The organism is Bacteroidota bacterium, from assembly GCA_041658205.1.
Lineage (GTDB): Bacteria > Bacteroidota > Ignavibacteria > UBA10030 > UBA8401 > UBA8401.
The window spans coordinates 320953-340881 of the sequence record JBBAAO010000001.1 but is presented as its reverse complement, the minus strand read 5'-3'; the positions used below and the strand labels follow the sequence as shown (position 1 = coordinate 340881).

Genomic DNA, 19929 nt, shown 5'->3' with positions numbered 1-19929 from the left:
TATTAAATTAAAAAAACTTCGATGCTTGATTTGATATGTAGTCACCGATCGAAAGTGATGAAGTTGCTGCAGGGGATGGCGCATTACACACGTGAATGATCGTCCCTTCTTCAAGAATATGGAAATCGTCCAATAAATTGCCTGTAATACTGCAGGCCTGGGCGCGAACTCCTGACCCACCCTCAATCAAGTCATCCTGCTGGATCTCTGGAATCAATTTTTGCAATGCTGTCGTAAATGCCAATTTACTGAGTGAACGATAGAATTCTCCTGCACCTGTCTTCCAATATTTTCTGGCCATCGTTCGAAATCCGGGCCACGAAACGGCCTCCCAAAAATCTTTTAAATCAAAACTTGTCCGTGAATAACCCTCCCGCTTGAAAGCAAATACAGCATTCGGTCCGGCTTCTATACCGCCATGGATCATTCGAGTAAAATGAACCCCTAAAAAAGGAAATGAGGGATCCGGAACCGGGTAAATGAGATTATTCACCAGGTATTGCTTCTCTTTCCGGATCGAATAATATTCGCCGCGAAACGGGATAATTCTCACCTCCAAGTCCGGCTGAGTGAGCCTTGCAATTCTGTCCGAATGCAAACCGGCACAACTTATAACAACTTTGGATTCATAGACTGAATTGCTCGTTTCAATGATATTCTTGGAATCTGTACTCTTTATTGAAACGACTTGCTCATTAAAGTGCATTGCTACGCCGCTCTGTTGAAGGATGTGTTTCATTGTTTTCGCAACGGCAGTATAATCAACGATGCCGGTCTGCGGAACAAATATTCCCCGTATTCCGTTAACGTGCGGTTCGATTTCCTTCAATTCCCGTTGTTCTAATTTTCGCAATCCCTTCAATCTATTTGCAATACCGCGGTCAAACAAGGTCTGCAAACCCGGCAATTCGCTTTCATCCGTTGCCACGATCACCTTACCGCAAATCTCATATGGAATATTATGCTGTGAACAAAACTGCACCATCTGATTGTATCCATCAATACAATTCTTTGCCTTGCGGCTCCCGGATTTATAATAGATACCTGAATGGAGTACCCCACTGTTGTGTCCTGTCTGATGTATCGCAACGGACGCTTCTTTTTCAATAATGATAATCGAGAGATTTGGATGATGCTTCCTTAGCTGAACGGCAGTCGCTAATCCGACAATTCCTCCCCCTATGATAATGATATCTGAGGAATGCATGATTATTTTCGACCCATAACTGACTGCAATTCCACAAAAATCAGTTTGCAAAGACTAAAAAGAAACTTCACCGGTCCCCGTTTTCGATTGATAAATAATTCATTTTTGGCAGAAAAATGTTTGGACAAATATGACATCTCATTGCGGGTTTTCCATCCGCGACAATGAAAGGCTATGATCTTTGGATTATAATGTATCGGATACCCACCCGCCTTGGTCCTGATGCTCAATTCGATATCCTCTTTATACATGAAAAAATTGTTTCGAAAAAACTCGTTTTGGGAGATCTGAACACGTTTTATCGCATCAGAACTGCACACCATTAATGCACCGCAAATTGCTTCCGGCATTAAATAGTTATCGTCATACTGTTGATGATCGATCTCTCCCTGCCCTCTATCATACCACCGACCATACCATTTTTGGAAAATCCCGGTAGAGTCTATAATATCAGATTCCCTGTTCTTTTCCAGGTCATACCGTAATAGTTTAGGACCTAATATACCAATTTCTTTGTTTATTTTTAAATAATCGCCGATGTCTGATAAAAATTCTCCAGGTAAGACGACATCCGGATTGACAAATATTGTATAGGGTATTGTATCAATAAAGTCTTTTGCTGCAAGATTATTTGCTCTGCTGAATCCGATATTTGATTCATATAATATCCTCACTTTGTCGCCATGAATCTTTTGAAGGTATTCCCGCTCTCGTGATCCGGAGTCAACGATTGTAATCATGTAATCAGAAACAGTTTGCGAAAGAATGGACTCCAAGCAAAGCGTAATGGAATCCTGACTGTTATGAGTGACGATGACAATATGGTAATTCAATTCACGAGTATTCATAAAAAAATTAGACATTCCAATCCGAGACTGAGCGGTATCACGATCTGCCTTCATTACTCCTTGTTAAACGGAGAAGCTGTATCAGATGTATTTTTGACCTGTGCAGAGACAACATCGGTAATTTCATAAATCCTCAACGTTATCAGCATAAAGGCAATGATACTGAACGGTGTGTTCAATAACGGATTGGTATTTCCTGTTACCCAAAAGACCATTGCTCCAAATATCAGTGCAATATCATTTTTAACGAATAAAGGAGCCTTTCGTAATTTCCACAGTTTATACGCTGATTTATACAGCCAGAACAAATACAACATTGCATATGGTATTCCGAACCACAACGCAGTATTCATGATTGCCATTTCCATCACTTGGATCTTCGTTCCAATGAAATTATTGTATATCTCACCCATCGGCCCTGCACCTATGAAGGCGATAATTGGATTGTTCTGTAGCAAAGTGAGATATCCATCAATATGACCAAATCGAACAAGCGTTGAACCATCTTCAACATTGATGAGTTCCGTTGTTCTCGAAAGAAATACTCCAGTAATACGGTATCGGATTGGTTCGAAGAGGGCGATTGCAGCACCGAGTAAAAGAATGAACAGAAAATATTTTTTAAGAATAGACCTGAAAGATGATGCTGTTGAAAACACTGTAACAAACAAAAAGACAAATACACCCCCCATAATTAATCCTCGTTGACCCAAAATAAGAAGAGCAATGAAATATAATGCGGTGAAGAATGGTGAACGCAACAATTCAAATCCCAGCATCAATATCATTGCATGGGCAACAAATGGACGAATTTCAACTTTTTGATTAGATTCTACAAAATCATCCACAACCCGGACATCTGGGCTAAATACACCAACCTTATATTCTGTCGTAAAATCCTCGAATTGTCGTACATCGATGACATTGATCAAGTTCAATACAAACAATATGCTCACAATAATTGCGACTGCTCTGAATCCCACAATCATTTGTTTATAAATAAAATTGCTTCCCACAGAAATAAATAAAGGGTACAACAAGAACCATGCTGCGACAGATATTGTATTATACGATCGTCCAATAAACTTCATAAGATCGACATTTTCTGAAGAGAAAAAATAATTTTCCGGTGTATGGATAATGATAAATAACAAAGGGATAAGTAGGATGACAATAAAATCCGCCATACGATCGCCGATGATGCGAATGCTTGATTTATTTTGCAATACCCAAAGGAATGCTAGGACAAACACGGCATACTTTATTCCGAAACCACCGTAATAATCCAAAAAAAGACCGGCGAAAAAAAGTTTCGTGATGATTTTACCGGATCGACTGGATGGTTTGACATCCCATTTCGAGGCATCAGCGGGAGTATGTTCAAGTGTATTGCTTCCCATATTATGAATTAATGAATCCTTTTCATAAAAAGAATAGATTCATTCATCATTTTGATTAATACTTGAGGAAAAAATGATGAGAGGTAGGCCAAGAACAGTCTGATACTGTACCATTTATGTGGAGCAATACTTGATCTCGCTGCTAAACTTCTGCCGTTAAGGATATCGTATTTGGCGACACTGTACTTGATTAATTGAACTTCAATATATTCGACATCCTTAGGATATTTTTTTGCAAATAGCGGATCCATATGGTTGAATTTTTCAAGTAAAAATTGGATCTCTTTAGGACCTCGTTCTGGAGATCTCATTGTTCCCATGTTTTTGTGGATTCGCCACACAGACAATGGTTCATCAATATAGGAAGCCTTGTGTTTATAAAGAACCCTCATAAAAACGTCGAATTCTTCGATATGTTGGAACCGCTCATCAAACAACGAATCGAGTGAATTTAACGATCTCCGCGATATCATGACCGAAGAAAGGCCTACTTGATAACTATACAGGAATTTAAAAAAAATCATTCCTTCTGGCTGTTTATCTTTAAATCCAAGGGCTAAACGCTTTCCTGTATATGTTGTCAATTTATAGTAGTTAGAATACACAAAATCCACATCCTGATTATTTCTCATGACGCTAACCTGTTTTGCAAGTTTTTCGGGGACCCAGAGGTCGTCATGATCTAAAAAAGCAATGAACTCACCCGATGAGTGCTCCAGCGCCTTATTCCTGGAATATCCCAATCCGTGATTCTCCTGATAGATGTAGCGAATTGGATGACCCCGTTGAATATAGTCATGAACAATGGCTTCGGTAGAATCTTTTGAACCATCGTTGATGATGACTAGTTCCCAATCCTTGCATGTCTGCTTAATAACACTGTCGATTGTCTCACGAAGGTACTTTTCGGAATTGTAACAACATAAATTTATGCTGACTGTCGGCTGCATGACTGATTGCTCGGATAGAAATAAAAAAATGAATATAGATATCTGATCAAATAGAAAATGACAGATATAGATCGTGAATCCAGCACAGGTGTCGGATATTTTCGACAGGAATGCTGGACAGATCAATCGCTATTTGCTGCAAAATTCTTTCACAGACAGTATCACCAAATCTACGTCTTCGTCCTTCATGTCGTTGTACAACGGCAGCGTAAGAATTTCCTTCCATAGAATATCCGTGGTAGGCAACGGTGTCGAGTATTTCAAGAAGAACGGTTGTATGTGGTTCGCGATGTAGTGAACACCAGTTCCTACCCCTTTCGTTTTGAGGAATTCCATTGCTTCATCCCGTTTACCGTCCAAAACCCGTATGATGTACGTGAACGGCGCTGTCTCTTCCATATTGATCGCTAGGGTCTTCAATCCCTTCACTGAGGTAAATGCCTGGTTATATTTCCGGACGATCTCCTTCTTCCTTGTGACGAATCCTTCGAACTTCTTCATTTGTGCAAGTCCAATGGCTGCATTGATGTTGCTCATATGGTAACGATAGCCTTGTGTCGTAATCTCATAGAACCAGCTTCGTTCATTTCTGTACCTGTGCCATGTGTCCTTGTCAATACCGAGGATCCTTTTCCGCCTGATCTCTTCCGCGATCTCGTCATTTGCAAGCGTGATAGCCCCTCCTTCACCGGTCGTGAGATTCTTTATCGGGTCAAAACTAAAACATGTTGCATCACCGAAGCTGCCGATCTTTTTCCCTTTATAAGAGGATCCAAAAGCATGCGCCGCATCCTCGATGATCAAGATCCCGTGGGGTTTGGCAATCTGGAACAAACCATCCATATCACAGGCATTGCCGTAGTAGTGGACGCAGATGATCGCCTTCGTTTTCTTTGTGATCTTCCTCTTCACATCGTTGATATCGATATTGAGGTCGGATTCATACACTTCGCAGAACACCGGCACAGCCTTCAATGCGGTGATCGCCTGAATGGTGGCACAGAATGTCAGCGATGGAACAATGACTTCGTCCCCTTCTTTTATCCCGAACGCATCAAGGGCAAGATGGATGGCCGTTGTTCCAGTGTTTACAGCAATGACGTTCTTTGCGCCGATGTATTCCTTGATCTTGTTTTCAAACTCAAATACTGTTGAACCTAAACCGAGCCAGCCTGTGTCGAACACTTTCTTTACTTCTTCGAGTTCTTCGTTTCCAATCGATGGTCTTGATACTGGTAGCATAATTGTCCCTTACATAAGGTTTCTAGTGATGATACAGATGTATTATTATTTAAATAATTTTTTTCTCGCTTTGAACAATCTCATGACGATATTGTTCCGGTACGGTTCAATATGCTGGTATCTTAATTCGGTCCGGTCGATGTAATCCAAAAGTTTTTTCGACACCGATGCAATATCATGATGATTCTTATAATATTGATAACACCGATCACTAACAGTTTGATACCGCTGGGGATCATGAAGTTCGTCAAGAATCTCTTCCATGGAATGCTCTCCCGTTGTAAATCCTTCACCGTCTATGTCCTTACCCAAGGTATAGTCTTTAGTTTCAAACAAATACCTGTACCGGTAATCGATACCAATGGGATGATATGAAAAATCAAGAATAATCGTCGGGATGCCGAGCCTTGCCCCTTCAAGGGCAGAAGCACCCATAGCAAAGAGAACATTTCCGCGTTCGGTCAAATACTCTTTGATCTTCGCATTTTCAATTTCCCCGATCAAGCTGACCGAGAAATACTCATTCTCACATCCAGGAATTGACCGATGCATCTGCTCCGCCTCAGGTCCATCACCAATAATATGGAACTGCAAGGCACGGTTATGTTTCAGTGCGTATTGGGACAGCTGCCTCATTATATACAGAAGGATCGATATCTTAAAATCCGCGATTCTTCCCACCCAGACGATATTTTTTCCTGAGTCAAAATGATGTCGTTCAGCTTCATCCGAAGCAACCGGTAAGTAATTTTCCTGCGGAATTATTCTATGCAATATCATTTCGGCACTCTTTTTATTCTCCTCATCCATAAACAAAAGACCGTGATGCTCCATCGCAGTGGAAGCAAACTTTCTGATGAGATGCTGGACATATGGCGAGGCGATTTTATACACTGCAGGCACATTCCTGCGATAGTTCTTAAAATACATCAGCAGATTGTAAGGATGCAGGTTCCAGAACAATAATCTCGTTCCCTTTTTCAATTGCAGTTCTTCTTCGATGTACCAGGGAGATATCGTTTGAAAAATCACGACACTATCCTCTGGAACTTCACATTTTTTATTGGGGGAAATTAGCAATGCTTGAATCTTAGAATTCCGATTGTTCAGGTACATATACCCATCGGTAAAATCACCGATATAGATATTGCAATCTGTGTGATCGGCAAAATAATTCGCGAGTTTTAGGAAAAGAATATTGACACCGCCGGCACCTTTGTTATAAGGAAAATAAAAAACAATATTCCTAGATTTCATAACAGAATTCTGAAAGCGTCTCTTCAATAAGTCGAATTGAGTTTTGGTCACTTAACTGCTTCCATAGCCCAACATTTAATTTTGATTTTTCAGGATCAAAATGTTTTTTCTTAAGCGTATGCTTACTCTTATCAACTTCTAAAAAATTTAGAATTTCTTTTAAAGTTTTATCATATTTTAAAACAATATCTTCGTATCGTAATCGTAATATTTTTTTATTATCGTCGATCTTGATTGATTTATTAATCAAGAATTGATTTTTAATGAATGAGTCAAGCTTATCGACCATTAAAAATCCTTGTTTCATTTTCCAATGATCTGGTGATTTTAAAAATTCTGGTACAAACCCTTTATTAGGCATAAATGTTGATGCAAAAATATCTCTCGGATCTCTTCGAATGACGATACTTTTGGAATTCGGGAATAATTCCATGCTAAACCGCGGATTATACGGTTCAAAAGTATTGTTAAGGACGATAGTGTGAATTTTTTCGTTACTTACAGTAACTGAAAAGAGACTGTCGAGGTAATGTTGACTCTTTTCAATGAATCCGTCTGAATCAACAAAAAGATATTCTGTTAAATATTTAAAATTAAAATATCTCTCTAAAGACAATTTTCGAAGTGTCTTAAAGAAAAATAGCACCCAATATGATTCATCGATACGCAAATAGGGCCAATCATGTTTTATACTTTTTGACTGAATCAATGAGTCTATATATTTATTTGTTTCTTCAAAAAATATTTTCCGAAAATATTTTTCATATTGTGTTCCATAAACCGCCAATTTGCTTTTTGGATCTGAAAATAAAGATTCAACCCCCATCCTATAGGCGACATTACGAAATCGTTTGATAGCTGCATCTGACCGTATAGGGGACCAGTTATCATGAACATTGTGCCTAAGGTCAACCAATCCACCGGGTATTCTTAAGAGATCAAATTCAAAAAAATAGTCCGGCACTTGGAATCCATCTATTTCTTTGAGAAGATCAATCATCACCGATTTACCAGAGTGTCCGTATCCAGAAACATCAACATAATTGTACATTATTAATTCCTTATCTGCTTACTAACCAGTCGTACATTTTTTTTAACCCTACAGACAGAGTATATTTAGGCTCCCAGTTTAAATGCTTTTTAATTTTGTTATTATCTCCATGGATGCCAAGAATATCTCCTTCGGTTTTGCCTTCAATTTTTTGAGTGATTTTGTTCGGGAAAAAACTCACCATTAATGAAATGAGTTCTCCAACAGTAGTCTTTTGCCCTGTACTTACATTAAAATAGTTGTAGCCTGTAAGATTTGATTTAAATGCAGAAATAAATGCAGATACAACATCATCAATATAAATAAAATCCCTATATCGGTTTAGATCTCCTTTAATTTGAATATCTCCATTGGTAAATGCTTGTGCTAAGAAAATACTAACCATGCCTTGACGTAGATTATCCATGTTTTGGCCAGGACCATAAACAGTAAAAAGTCTCATCGCAAATGAGTCAATCCCATATTGTGCATATAATCTTAGATAGTGCTCACTGGCTAATTTACCTACTCCATAAAAAGATTTTGGTGTTTTTTCTTCATCTTCATGAACTGCATGTTCTCCTAAATATCCATAGATGCTCATTGTGGAGGCATATAGAACTTTTTTACATCCAATTTTTAAAGCAAGTTTTAGTAATAACAATGTCGAAGAGGCGTTTGACTCAAGATCATATATTGGGTTATCAAAACTAATTTCTCCTGAACTTTGTCCCGCAATGTGAAATATTGCTTCAAAATTGTAATTTGCTAAACTATTGATAATTTTTTCGTCTTGGCAATTACCCTCAACAAATATTACTCCTTCAGGAATGTTAGAACGAAATCCTGTTGTAAGATTGTCGACAGTAACCACAATATAACCCATCTTTTGAAGTTCTTTTGCGAGAGTAGATGCGATGAATCCTGCTGCTCCTGTTACTAAGACATGTTTCATATGATTTTAAGTTTATTATTTGAGGAAAGTTAATTATTTTTTGAGGAATGAAATATTAAAATTGCAAAAAAAATGTTTGATTTACTAAATCCTTACAATCGATGTAAAATATATTAATTATGAATTAAAATTATTACATGAATTAATAACCTTTGCGACATCTTCCTGAGACATAGAAATATCTATTGGTAAGCTAATTACCGTTTTATGAATTTCCTCGGTAGTGGGAAATCGTAATTCATTATATTCCTTGTAAGCTTGTTGCTTATGAGGAGCCAGCGGATAATGGATCACTGTTTGAATCCCTTCGTTCAATAAAAACTCCTGGAAGCCGATACGGTTTTTCGTCCTCACAACGAAGAGATGCCATACATGTCTGTCAGCATCCGTCACAGCCGGCAGTACTAACTTTGGATTGAGAATTCCTTTCAAGTATTTCTTTGCAATCTCTTTTCTCTTATTATTTTCATCATCCAGGTACTTTAGTTTTGCATTAAGAATAGCCGCCTGCATTTCATCTAATCTGCTATTGATGCCTTTATAAAGGTTATAGTATTTTTTATGGGACCCATAATTTCTTAGTGCCAAAATTGTTTCATACAGTTTGCTATCATTTGTTGTAATTGCACCCGCATCTCCCAACGCACCAAGATTCTTTCCCGGGTAAAAACTAAATCCCGATGCATCGCCAAGATTTCCAGATTTTTTCCCATGATAAACTGCACCGTGGGATTGCGCAGAATCTTCAACAACTTTTAAATTGTATTTTGCTGCGATGCCGTTAATACCGTTCATATCAGAGATTTGTCCGTATAAATGAACGGGGAGGATAGCTTTGGTTTTTGACGATATCGCCTCTTCGATTCTTGAGGGGTCAATATTAAATGTTTTTATGTCCGGTTCAACCAATACCGGGAATAACCTGTTTTCAGTAATTGCCAATATCGTTGCGATATACGTATTAGCAGGGACGATGACTTCATCACCCTCACTCAAAATCCCCATCTCTTTATATGCACGGAGGATGAGAATCAAGGCATCAAGACCGTTTGCAACACCGATACAATATTTCACACCGCAATATGCTGCAAAACTGGCTTCAAACGTTTTGACAGATTCTCCAAGAATATACCATCCTGAGTCAATGACTTTTTCAATTTCCTTCAGGATTTCATTTTTATGTCGGTGATTTATCTTTTTAAGATCTAAGAATGGTATCATTTTTTTACATAGGAAATAAATTGATCATAATCGCGTATATAATCCTCACTGTCATAGACATCTGAGGCGAGAACTAGAAGCATGGCATCTGACGAATATTTATATTGAATTCCCCACACTTTTGGAGGGATATAAATACCGATCCCCTTGGAATCTAACCGATACTCTTCTCGCACAGAACCGTCATCCAACGCCACCGAACATGTGCCATTGATACAGACCAAGAATTGATGAAGCGTTTTATGAGCATGCTCCCCTCTTACTTCTTTGCTTGGTACATTATGCACTAAGAAAAACCGTTTAGGAATAAACGGTATCTGGTGTGAATACTCGGCGGCCAACAAACTGCCCCTTAAATCATCAACCATTGGAAGCTGCACTATTTTTACATCTTTAATTTTTGAGACAGGCAATACATGATGCGACAATTCCATGTATTTATCCGGCAGTTTTATATTTTCGGTACCAAAGTATTTTCGGATCGTCGCAGGATTACCAGCTACAATGGCATTCGGAGGTACATTCTTTGTTACAACAGCACCGGCAGCAACCATTGCGTTAGTACCTATGGTTATACCCGGAAGAATAGTAGCATTGGCTCCAATAGAAGCACCTTTTTTTATTATAGTCTTTAACCATTCTCTTGGATATTGCTTGCTTCTCGGATAAAGATCGTTGGTGAAAGTAGCGTTGGGACCGATAAAAACATCGTCTTCAAGATACGCACCATCCCATAACTGCACACCGGATTTTATCGTAACCCTGTTTCCCACCGAGACTTTATTTTCGATGAATACATGATCACAAATATTGCATTCGGAACCAATGACCGCACCTGGCAGTACGTGAGCGAATGCCCAAATACGTGTTCCTTCCCCGATGTGATCGGTCTCAACAATAGCATTAGGATGTTTATAGTAATTCATATATTAATTGTTTCTAAAATACTGTTCCAATAATTTTAAGAAGCTCTGGTCCATGGGAATCTTTGTTTTAATGAGTTCACCATAACTCTTCATGAGAATGCATACCAACTGATCATCGACATTCTTTTTATCCATCTTCAGGTACTTTATATACTCGACTGCTTTGATCTCTTTCAAAGGATATGAGGGAAAATTCATGGAGAGTTTTGACCGGACCTGCGCATACAGGGTTTCCGCCATCAATCCATTCTGGACTGATATGAGGTTCGCGATATCCATACCGATCGTCACAGCCTGGCCATGTTTGATGGAATAATTTGTCACGGATTCCAAGGCATGACCGAACGTGTGGCCGTAATTGAATTTATTCCTCTCCCCTTTGTCGAATTCATCGATTTCAATGACCGATTTCTTGATGCGGAGACTTTCGGTGATAAATTTTTTCAGTGACTGTCTGTTCTTCAACAAGTCATTATAGTCATCAAAAAGAGAACCGATAAACGTACTGTTCGCATAATATAGATAATGCAAAATCTCCCCTATTCCGGACTTGATGTCATCCGCCGGCAGCGTATCTAAAAAAGAGAGGTCGATGTAGATTTCCCTGGGCGGATTAAAGTTGCCGATCGTGTTTTTGATATCACCAAAATTAATGGAGGTCTTCCCGCCGATACAACTGTCTGTTTGTGCCAACAGGGTGGTGGGGATGAACGACCAGTCCACACCGCGGAACAGGACAGAAGAGATAAACGCGGTGATGTCCTGAATGATGCCACCGCCGATCGCCACCAATGTACTGTTCCGTTTGATACCTTTCTTCAATAACTCTTCGATGACCGTGCCGCAATACAGATATGATTTATGCGGCTCCGTAGCATTGACGACCAAGAACCTGTTATGTTCAATCAACGTATCGCATTGTTTCCTGTACAATTTAAAAATAATTGAATCAATGATATAGAATGAACTCTCTTTTTTTTCGTTGTTGACAAGCGAAAAAACATCTTCCACAAACTCCAACGAGTAGTTCCTCAATCTCGAGTTGATGACAATCTTTTCAGACATTGACAAATCCTCCATCCACAATAATATTTTGACCTGTCATAAAGGTGTTATTCCTGCCCGCCATGAATATGATCACTTTCGATATCTCCTCTGGAGCAGCGAAACGCTGCAGAGGAACCTGCTTCGACAATTCTGCGATCTCCGCTTCGCTTAAAATTGATTTCGTCAATTCCGTAAGAACGAATCCGGGGGAAAGTGTATTCACTAACACACCATACGGCGCCAGATCGAGCGCGGCGGCGATGGTCAGTCCGTGTAATCCATGTTTTGTTGCAGAATAAATCGAACGTTTCGATTTGCTGATCACTCCGAAAATCGAGCCGATATTAACGATCCGACCATACTTCTGGTCCTTCATTTTCCTGCTCACATGGCGCATCAACATGAAGGGGGCTTTTAGGTTCACGTCCGTGATCTTTTGCCAATCTTCCATGGCAGTGTCATAGATGAAATCAACTTTATTGATCCCCGAATTATTGATGAGAACATCGATCCGCTCGAATGCGCCAATTGCTAAGATGAAATCATTCATCGCATTAATGTCTGAAAAATCAACCGGAAAGAAATGTACTGCCCCCTGCCTCCCCTGGAAGTGCGGCCGGACCGATTCGAACGATTCCTTTTTTGTGCCGGTAATGATGAGATCCGCCCCCTGATCGTACAGTTCCTTGGCGACATTGAATCCAATCCCCCGGGTTCCGCCCGTAACGAGCGCTGTTTGTCCTGAAAAGATATTGGTCATGTTGTCACTCGGGACTGATTGTGCTGATCAAATTATTCACCGCTTCCATCTCCATTTCTCTCCTGCATTCCAACGTATAGGATCCTACGTGCGGTGTCAGGAGAACATTCTTATACCGACATAAGGGACCCTTATATGGTTCTTCAACAAACGTATCCAACCACGCTCCTCTTACCTTCTTCGTGTCCAACGCCTCGATGAGCGATGGTTCATCGATCGCATTTCCCCGGCTGGCATTCAGGATGAACACTCCATCCTTCATAAGGGAGAATTCATTCCCAGATAGAAGACAACTTTCACCGCTGCTGTGGATAGTGATAACGTCCACGGCGTGAAGAATCTCTTCAATCCGTTCCGTCTTTCGATATCCGATTTGTGACTGCAGATAAGGATCGTACACGACAATATCAGCACCAAAAGCGTGCAAAAAATCTGCAACGCGTTTTCCGATCCGACCAAAGCCAATCACGAGGCAAAGTTTATTCCTTAGTTCAAATCCAATCTTTTTAGACCATTTCCCGTTATGCAAGTCTTCGTTCATTTCGGGTATTAACCGGAGCAAACTGAGCAACGAGCCGAGTGTCAATTCGGCAACAGATTGTGTCGGCCCGTCCGGAGTTGATCTCACAGCGATGTTCAGGTCTTTAGCAGCAATTAGATCCACATTCGACATACCCGATCCAACTCTGGAAATACACCGTAGTGAAGACGCTTTCATCACTTCACGGTCCAATTTTTCCAGACCTGCGATCAATCCGATCACATCGGGTTGCAATAATTGAAGAAGTTCAGTTGTTGTTAATTTCCTTCCATAGGGATTATTGATCACTGAATATCCATTCTTTTGCAGTAGTTCTAATGGGCTTTTATCTTTCTCTGCAAACGAAGACGGTCCTATCAATATCTTATTTCTCGTCATTTTTTACTCTCTTCTGTCTTTCATATGCCACTGAATCCCTTCATGATCGGTAAAAAAATATACAGGACCTTCCGACGATGACAGTTCCTTATCGATCGTCAAACCGAGGCGTGAAATAAACGCTTTGGCATCCGGTCTTCGCAGGCAGGGGTTACAAAAACCTATTGATGACGGAAGCTGATCCAATTTGGTCTTCTTCACTTCGATATGTATTCCATCGGGGCTTAAGTACATCGATGTTCCGCTGTCGGAAATTTTTTCATACGTTCCCCCTTCAAAAATCGCGACAAGGAAATCGCAGTACCTGTTGATCTCCTTTACATGCGTTTCGATGTGATCGAACTTTGTACCCATAATGACCTTTCCACAAAACTATTTTTTGAGTTTCAGTTGAAACCAATGGGCTAAGATATGGTTAACAATCAGATGCGCATCCTCCACCGGTCCATACTCGCCGTTCACTGATTTAAAATGGAGGGAAATATCGCAAAGCTCCTTCAGTTTCCCTCCGGTGAATCCCAGCAATGCTACAGTCGTTCCCCCCTGGCTTTTTACCCATTCGACGGCATTAATAAGATTACCGGAATTGCCGCTGGCCGAAATAACGATGAACTTATCTCCTTTTCGGAAGTGGATCTTAAGCTGATTGAGGAAAATATTCTCATATCCTACGTCGTTGGAAATTGCAGTAATCACGGAATTATTATCGGTCAGAGCAAGGACTTTAAACGGCAGGTCCGTACCGGTCTTTTTCAGAATGTCGAATCCCAGGTCATTCGCCATGGATGTTGCAGTCGTAGCAGATCCACCATTCCCCGCAATAAAGATCGTTTGACGGTTTTCCCTGGCTTCTAAAAACATCTTTTCTAATTTCTCCAATTCCGAAAAATCAGTGTTTTTCAATACGAATGAGAGATACTCCGCATATCCTTTTGCAAAATCTTTAATGTTGTTGTTTTTCGTATAAAGTGAATCTATGTTGTTCATTATTTCCTCATCGTTGTTTATTGTTTGGGAGAACAATATGATAATTATCTCTCCATTTTTTGTCTGAAAAATATATTTTTTGAATTAATTTCATAATTTTCAAAGCATCCTCGGGGCTGCCGTTTACTACTTTCTTATTATTAATTATTACATCCGAAAACTCATCGATCTCTCTTTTCCAAGACAAGTCATCCAAAAATATTTTGGATATCTCATCAAAAGCTCCATTATTCGATTCAATATTTCTAGGGATAATTTTTAATCTTTCCTCCCCATAACTTTTTGAGCCAGAAAGAATTCCCGATAATTCGATTAATGCTTTGTCCAGGGTTAATTCTAAACGAAACCGATGTTGCCATTGCGTCGCAGTAGAATGGATCATTGCAACGCAGCCAGATTTATTCCTCATCATCACATATGCATTATCTTCGACATCGTGTTTCCAAAAATCATTGGAAATGAAACTGTGAATTTCATCAAAATCACCGGCTAAAGTACTGATCATATCTAGCATATGAATTCCTTGATCTAACAGAATTCCTCCGCCAGCATAATTTCTATGCGAACGCCATCCGCCTTCAAAAGTCACCATTCTGCTTTTGCCGTATACCCCCCTAATATTCTTTAAATTCCCATATTTTTTCGACTTAACAATTTTTGCAGCTTCTACATATGAATCATGATACCGGTGATTAAATCCATATTTCAATTTCAGTGTAGGATAATGTTTTTTTACTTTAAGTATTTTTAATACCTCGTCAACATCTTTTGCGGGGGGTTTTTCACAAAAAACATGAAGACGGTTTTTTAATCCTAATATTGTAGCTTCGGCAGCTAAATAATTTGGAAGGCATACAAAGAGAACATCTATTTCTTGATTGATTAACAATCGAAAATCCGAATAAAACTTAGTCCCATCGGGAAATATTCCTTCCCCTTTATATTTTATATCACTAACAGCCACCGTTTTAAAATGAGGGTTAGAGTCAATAAATGTACGGCGTCTTTTTCCAATAATTCCATACCCGGCTATCCCGACTTTTAATTTGCTATTTTTTGAATTCATATTTTAAAGTTAATAAAAGGCTATAAACACAGTTTATTAAGTAACTGATCGGGAAAGACTAACGTTTTTAATTGTTATATTTATAACGTTCAAAATATTTATCGTTTTCCATTCTCGATAAAACATTTTCTTTATCTGTAAGAACATCTATTGAGCAAAAATAATCTGGATAATTAGTTTTCACAAATTTAATTTTATAGCCATATTCTATCAATCTATTCATATCAACAGATTCAATTATTTCCAATGGCGTGGATTTCATTTTTACATATTCTAGAAGTGTTCTTTTTTCAAACATGATTAATCCAGGCTGCCTCCACATTGGAACATTGCTGTTAAATTTTTTCCGTGAAGGAATTGGCTCCCGCGAATAGTAAATGGCATACTCATTCAAGTCCATAACCACCTTTACGTTATTTGGACTTTCAAATTCTTGAGTATCAGATATTTTAGATATCATATCAACTATTTTTAAATTTGACTCGAGTTTCAGTGGCGAGATTATTTCATCTATCATTTCGGGCATAATTAATGGTAAGTCACCCTGGATCATTACAACATAATCTATTGATTCCCCAGTACTAGTTTCAATGATGGAAACAGCTTCGGCGGTTCTTTCAGATGCACGTTCGTGCATATCAGAAGTCATTATAACTTTTCCACCAATGCTTTCAATGTATTTTTTAATTTCAATATCACACGTAGCAACATAAACATCAGTCAATTTCTTACAAAATTTTGTCCTAAAAAACACATGTCCTATCATTGGAATACCAAGGATATCTGTCATTGGTTTATTTGGAAATCTTGATGATGCGAGTCGCGCAGGAATAATCCCAACTATTTTCATAATATTTAATGATAATTGTTTTATTTTAAAGATTGTGATTGCAAGAATTTCATTTGATCTCTAACAATCGACCCTAGGAAAAGGATATCAACACTAAAAGCAATAAAATTATAACCTTTGAATATTTTTTCTTTAACTAATTCGAAATCTGGTTTTATTATATGAAAGCCAATGAATTTATCATATTTTTTTGCAATGGTTTCATACTTAAGTAACGCATTGACCACATCTTCGTCATCATACATCCCTGGTTTTCCCATAGAACCAGACAAATCATACGGCCCTATAAATGTTCCATCAATTCCTTCAACAGAAATGATATCCTCCAATTCATTAATTGCATTAATATGTTCAATTTGTGCTATGAGTATAATTTGTTTTGAATTTACATCGCGATAATTTTCAAAATTAAACCCATAACCCTGTGCCCGCGCCAATCCAACTCCTCGGTTCCCTTCCGGCGGATACTTAACCGCCCGCACTGCTTTTACAGCATCTGCTTTGGAATTCACAGAAGGCACAATGATACCATCGGCACCGGCATCAAGAACGCGTTTAATGATTCTTGGATTATTCTCGCCGACACGTACATATGCTTTGATCCCTTTACCCTGGATCGCCGTCATCAATTGCTGAGTTTCAAAATAATCAGTAACTGAGTGTTCCAAATCGATACATAACCATTCAAAACCTGCATCCGCTAAAATTTCACCTATCGATGGATGATTAAGAGTTATCCATGATCCTATTGATATTTTTTTTCCGTCTATTTTCATTTTCCTCTTTCAAAAAGAAAATTCCTCACCGATGATTTCTTTTCTTCATTATAATCAACCCATTTACTTTTAAGAACGAGTTTGAAACCATGAGAGCATATATTTGAAATAAATATCTCCATTTCATTGTCCGAAGAATATTCATATTCAATAATTACCCCTTTAAGAATTGGATCTGAAAATATTTTATCTGCTGCCTGTAGTATTTTTGATTCGTGTCCATCAACATCTATTTTAATAAAATTCGGTTTTTTAAAAAACCGATCGTTATATAGATTGTTAAGTGTATTACAATATACCCCTTGCAAAAATGACTGAGAGTGAACTATCCCGGCATATTCCTTACCCACTGCAGCTGCACCGGCGCCAGATTTAACAATTCCAACATGTAGTAAATCAAATTCTACCGTATTCGATAACGCAATTTGAACTGGAATAATATTTTTTAAATTGTTATTAGAAATATTGCAGCAAAGCGATGAGAAGTTTGTAGCTTCCGGTTCAAAAGAATACACTATGCTATTTTGGTGAATTGTCGCTGCAAAAAGGCTATAAATTCCAATATTGGCACCGATATCATAAAAAATGAATTTATCATCACCATTAAGTTCTTCAAAGTGTCTAATCCAATCCAACATTTCGGGTTCTTTTGTAAAAAACGTTTTTGCTCTATGCACTTCATGCATGTTTTTTGTTTCGATACTGAACTTTATTTTGTCTGTGATTTTTATTTCTGCTGTTTTAAATAAATAACTGTAAAGAGAATAGAAAACAAACTTCAATCTTATTAAGTAGTTCATATTTTGCAATGTTTTAATTATTAATGAAATAAATTAATTGGTTCTTAAAATAACGGCCTTACATTCATTCTAAAAAGAATCTACAGCGATCGAGACACAAATCACTCCAGATAATAATTTTTTCAATCCTTTGTTTTTTTATTGAAAACATACAATTGTTCAAATAATTGCAGAGATATATTTTTAATAATATTTCTATCCTTTTCATTAAAAAGAAATATAATATTTAAGGCGCTGATTATAATAATTAAAATAATATTGACGCCTGTCTGCATGAGGATATCCATTTTGATATTTAATACGATTTCAACAACACTAATGAGAATAACAAATGGAATTGAGAGCAAAAATAGATTAATACTAATTGGAAAATAGTTATTAGATATTTTATAAATAAGAATTGCACAAATTCCAAACGAAGCGAGTTTTGAATACGCCGCGATGACAAAGCCATACATTGGGACAAATATCGAATTGAGAATTAAGTTAACTATAATACCAATTAAATATATTCCGATATAAATGCTTAATCGTTTATTTAGATAAATTCCAAAATCCAAAATATTTGAATACCCATATATGAGCTGCGAAAGGAATATTATTGGAATTATAGTAATAGCATTTTCATATTCAATATTCTTTGAAAGCAATCTAAGAATAATATTGAGGAAAAGTGATATGCTCAGTATTGCAGTGATTCCAATAAAGGTATAAAGTTTAGTAATTAAGGCAAAAAAGATAGATGTGTCACCATCTTTTGCATATTCCCATCTTATGGACGACCAAACCATTGAAAAAGGCTGGACATATAACGCTGAAATCAATAGACCAATTCGGCACCCGAATGAATATATTCCCAAATCAGCTGATGAAACGTGATTGTTCAACACTATCCGGTCCAGCCAATCTAGTAAATATGCGGTCAAACTAATCACTACTGCAGGAATACCAAATTTTAAATATTCTATTAAGTCATCATGAAAAAACTTTATAATAAATAAATTCCGCAGAGCAATTATTAGTATAACAGTTCCTATTAAATTTGAAATTAATGGACCTATTATCAATGAAACAAAGCCTAATTTTAAATAATCCAATAAATAATATGTTGTACCAAAATTAACGATAAACATGAGAATATTTGAAACAGAAAATAGTATCGATCTTCTTTCAACTCTTAATTGAAGCAATAAAAAGTTGAATAAAAAACCAAGACCTGAAGCAATAAACATGTAAAATATATAATCTGAAAATTGATCAGATCGAAATAAAAAATACGATATATTTTTAGTAAAGATGAATCCGACACATATTTGGGCAATAAAACCAATAAGAGTTAAATAAAAACAAGTTGAAAAAACTTTGCTTCTATAATAAACTTCGGACTCTTCAAAATAATATCGAGACATGGCGCTTGTCCCTCCCAAATAAAAAACAGAAGACGCCATTGTACCCACCATAACTACTAGGGAATATATACCATAGTCAGATGGTATAATATTTTTAGTAATAATTGGTAGTAAAATAAAATTTAAAGCGGATTGAGCACCTGATCCAAGAAAAAAAATGAATGAATGCTTTCCGGTTTGTTTTACTTTATAAACTAAATTTTTATTAATATTCAATAATTTTACTTGCGAATTTCAATCAATTGGTTGATTGGAAAATATTTCTGCTTTCGTGACGTT

20 protein-coding genes are annotated in these 19929 nt (G+C 37.6%); all 20 read right to left on the bottom strand.

What is annotated here, in order from left to right; genetic code table 11:
* Nucleotides 1–7: 7 nt before the first annotated feature.
* Entirely contained in the window at nucleotides 8–1207 is a 1200-nt protein-coding gene (gene lhgO / locus WDA22_01390; protein MFA5832105.1) for an L-2-hydroxyglutarate oxidase, read from the bottom strand.
* Nucleotides 1208–1209: 2 nt separating this feature from the next.
* Nucleotides 1210–2109: a glycosyltransferase family 2 protein gene (locus tag WDA22_01385; GenBank protein MFA5832104.1), complete on the bottom strand. Its 900-nt coding sequence runs from the start codon at nucleotides 2107–2109 to the stop codon at nucleotides 1210–1212.
* The gene (locus WDA22_01380) at nucleotides 2109–3455 is read right to left on the bottom strand and encodes a hypothetical protein (GenBank protein MFA5832103.1); all 1347 of its coding nucleotides are present in this window, start codon (nucleotides 3453–3455) and stop codon (nucleotides 2109–2111) included. The genes WDA22_01385 and WDA22_01380 overlap by 1 nt, the downstream gene beginning before the upstream one ends.
* Before the next feature lie 8 nt (nucleotides 3456–3463).
* Nucleotides 3464–4405, bottom strand: coding sequence for a glycosyltransferase (locus tag WDA22_01375; protein MFA5832102.1), 942 nt, complete (start codon nucleotides 4403–4405; stop codon nucleotides 3464–3466).
* A gap of 129 nt (nucleotides 4406–4534) precedes the next feature.
* Nucleotides 4535–5647 (bottom strand): DegT/DnrJ/EryC1/StrS family aminotransferase, encoded by a 1113-nt coding sequence (locus WDA22_01370; GenBank protein ID MFA5832101.1) that lies wholly within the window; start codon nucleotides 5645–5647, stop codon nucleotides 4535–4537.
* A 45-nt stretch (nucleotides 5648–5692) separates the two neighbouring features.
* Entirely contained in the window at nucleotides 5693–6904 is a 1212-nt protein-coding gene (locus WDA22_01365) for a hypothetical protein (GenBank protein ID MFA5832100.1), read from the bottom strand.
* Nucleotides 6894–7955 (bottom strand): sulfotransferase, encoded by a 1062-nt coding sequence (locus tag WDA22_01360; GenBank protein ID MFA5832099.1) that lies wholly within the window; start codon nucleotides 7953–7955, stop codon nucleotides 6894–6896. Before WDA22_01360 ends, WDA22_01365 begins: the two co-directional genes overlap by 11 nt.
* A 10-nt stretch (nucleotides 7956–7965) precedes the next feature.
* Nucleotides 7966–8889: an NAD-dependent epimerase/dehydratase family protein gene (locus tag WDA22_01355; protein MFA5832098.1), complete on the bottom strand. Its 924-nt coding sequence runs from the start codon at nucleotides 8887–8889 to the stop codon at nucleotides 7966–7968.
* A gap of 117 nt (nucleotides 8890–9006) precedes the next feature.
* A complete protein-coding gene (locus tag WDA22_01350) occupies nucleotides 9007–10110 on the bottom strand; it encodes a DegT/DnrJ/EryC1/StrS family aminotransferase (protein ID MFA5832097.1) in 1104 nt (367 codons plus the stop codon).
* The gene (locus WDA22_01345; protein ID MFA5832096.1) at nucleotides 10107–11036 is read right to left on the bottom strand and encodes a WxcM-like domain-containing protein; all 930 of its coding nucleotides are present in this window, start codon (nucleotides 11034–11036) and stop codon (nucleotides 10107–10109) included. The genes WDA22_01350 and WDA22_01345 overlap by 4 nt, the downstream gene beginning before the upstream one ends.
* A 3-nt stretch (nucleotides 11037–11039) precedes the next feature.
* Entirely contained in the window at nucleotides 11040–12101 is a 1062-nt protein-coding gene (locus WDA22_01340; protein ID MFA5832095.1) for an AroB-related putative sugar phosphate phospholyase (cyclizing), read from the bottom strand.
* Complete coding sequence (locus WDA22_01335; protein MFA5832094.1) at nucleotides 12094–12843, bottom strand: SDR family oxidoreductase; 750 nt, start codon at nucleotides 12841–12843, stop codon at nucleotides 12094–12096. The genes WDA22_01340 and WDA22_01335 overlap by 8 nt, the downstream gene beginning before the upstream one ends.
* Before the next feature lie 4 nt (nucleotides 12844–12847).
* Nucleotides 12848–13762, bottom strand: coding sequence for an NAD(P)-dependent oxidoreductase (locus WDA22_01330; protein MFA5832093.1), 915 nt, complete (start codon nucleotides 13760–13762; stop codon nucleotides 12848–12850).
* 3 nt (nucleotides 13763–13765) lie between these two features.
* Nucleotides 13766–14116: a hypothetical protein gene (locus tag WDA22_01325; protein ID MFA5832092.1), complete on the bottom strand. Its 351-nt coding sequence runs from the start codon at nucleotides 14114–14116 to the stop codon at nucleotides 13766–13768.
* An 18-nt stretch (nucleotides 14117–14134) separates the two neighbouring features.
* Complete coding sequence (locus WDA22_01320; protein MFA5832091.1) at nucleotides 14135–14749, bottom strand: SIS domain-containing protein; 615 nt, start codon at nucleotides 14747–14749, stop codon at nucleotides 14135–14137.
* 7 nt (nucleotides 14750–14756) lie between these two features.
* Entirely contained in the window at nucleotides 14757–15815 is a 1059-nt protein-coding gene (locus tag WDA22_01315; protein ID MFA5832090.1) for a Gfo/Idh/MocA family oxidoreductase, read from the bottom strand.
* Nucleotides 15816–15882: 67 nt separating this feature from the next.
* On the bottom strand, nucleotides 15883–16665 hold the full coding sequence (locus WDA22_01310; GenBank protein ID MFA5832089.1) for a 3-deoxy-manno-octulosonate cytidylyltransferase: 783 nt from the start codon (nucleotides 16663–16665) through the stop codon (nucleotides 15883–15885).
* A 20-nt stretch (nucleotides 16666–16685) separates the two neighbouring features.
* Nucleotides 16686–17441, bottom strand: a complete 756-nt coding sequence (locus WDA22_01305) for an aldolase/citrate lyase family protein (protein ID MFA5832088.1) — start codon at nucleotides 17439–17441, stop codon at nucleotides 16686–16688.
* Nucleotides 17438–18241: an FkbM family methyltransferase gene (locus tag WDA22_01300; GenBank protein ID MFA5832087.1), complete on the bottom strand. Its 804-nt coding sequence runs from the start codon at nucleotides 18239–18241 to the stop codon at nucleotides 17438–17440. The genes WDA22_01305 and WDA22_01300 overlap by 4 nt, the downstream gene beginning before the upstream one ends.
* Before the next feature lie 122 nt (nucleotides 18242–18363).
* Nucleotides 18364–19866: an oligosaccharide flippase family protein gene (locus WDA22_01295; GenBank protein ID MFA5832086.1), complete on the bottom strand. Its 1503-nt coding sequence runs from the start codon at nucleotides 19864–19866 to the stop codon at nucleotides 18364–18366.
* Between the last annotated feature and the right edge of the window lie 63 nt (nucleotides 19867–19929).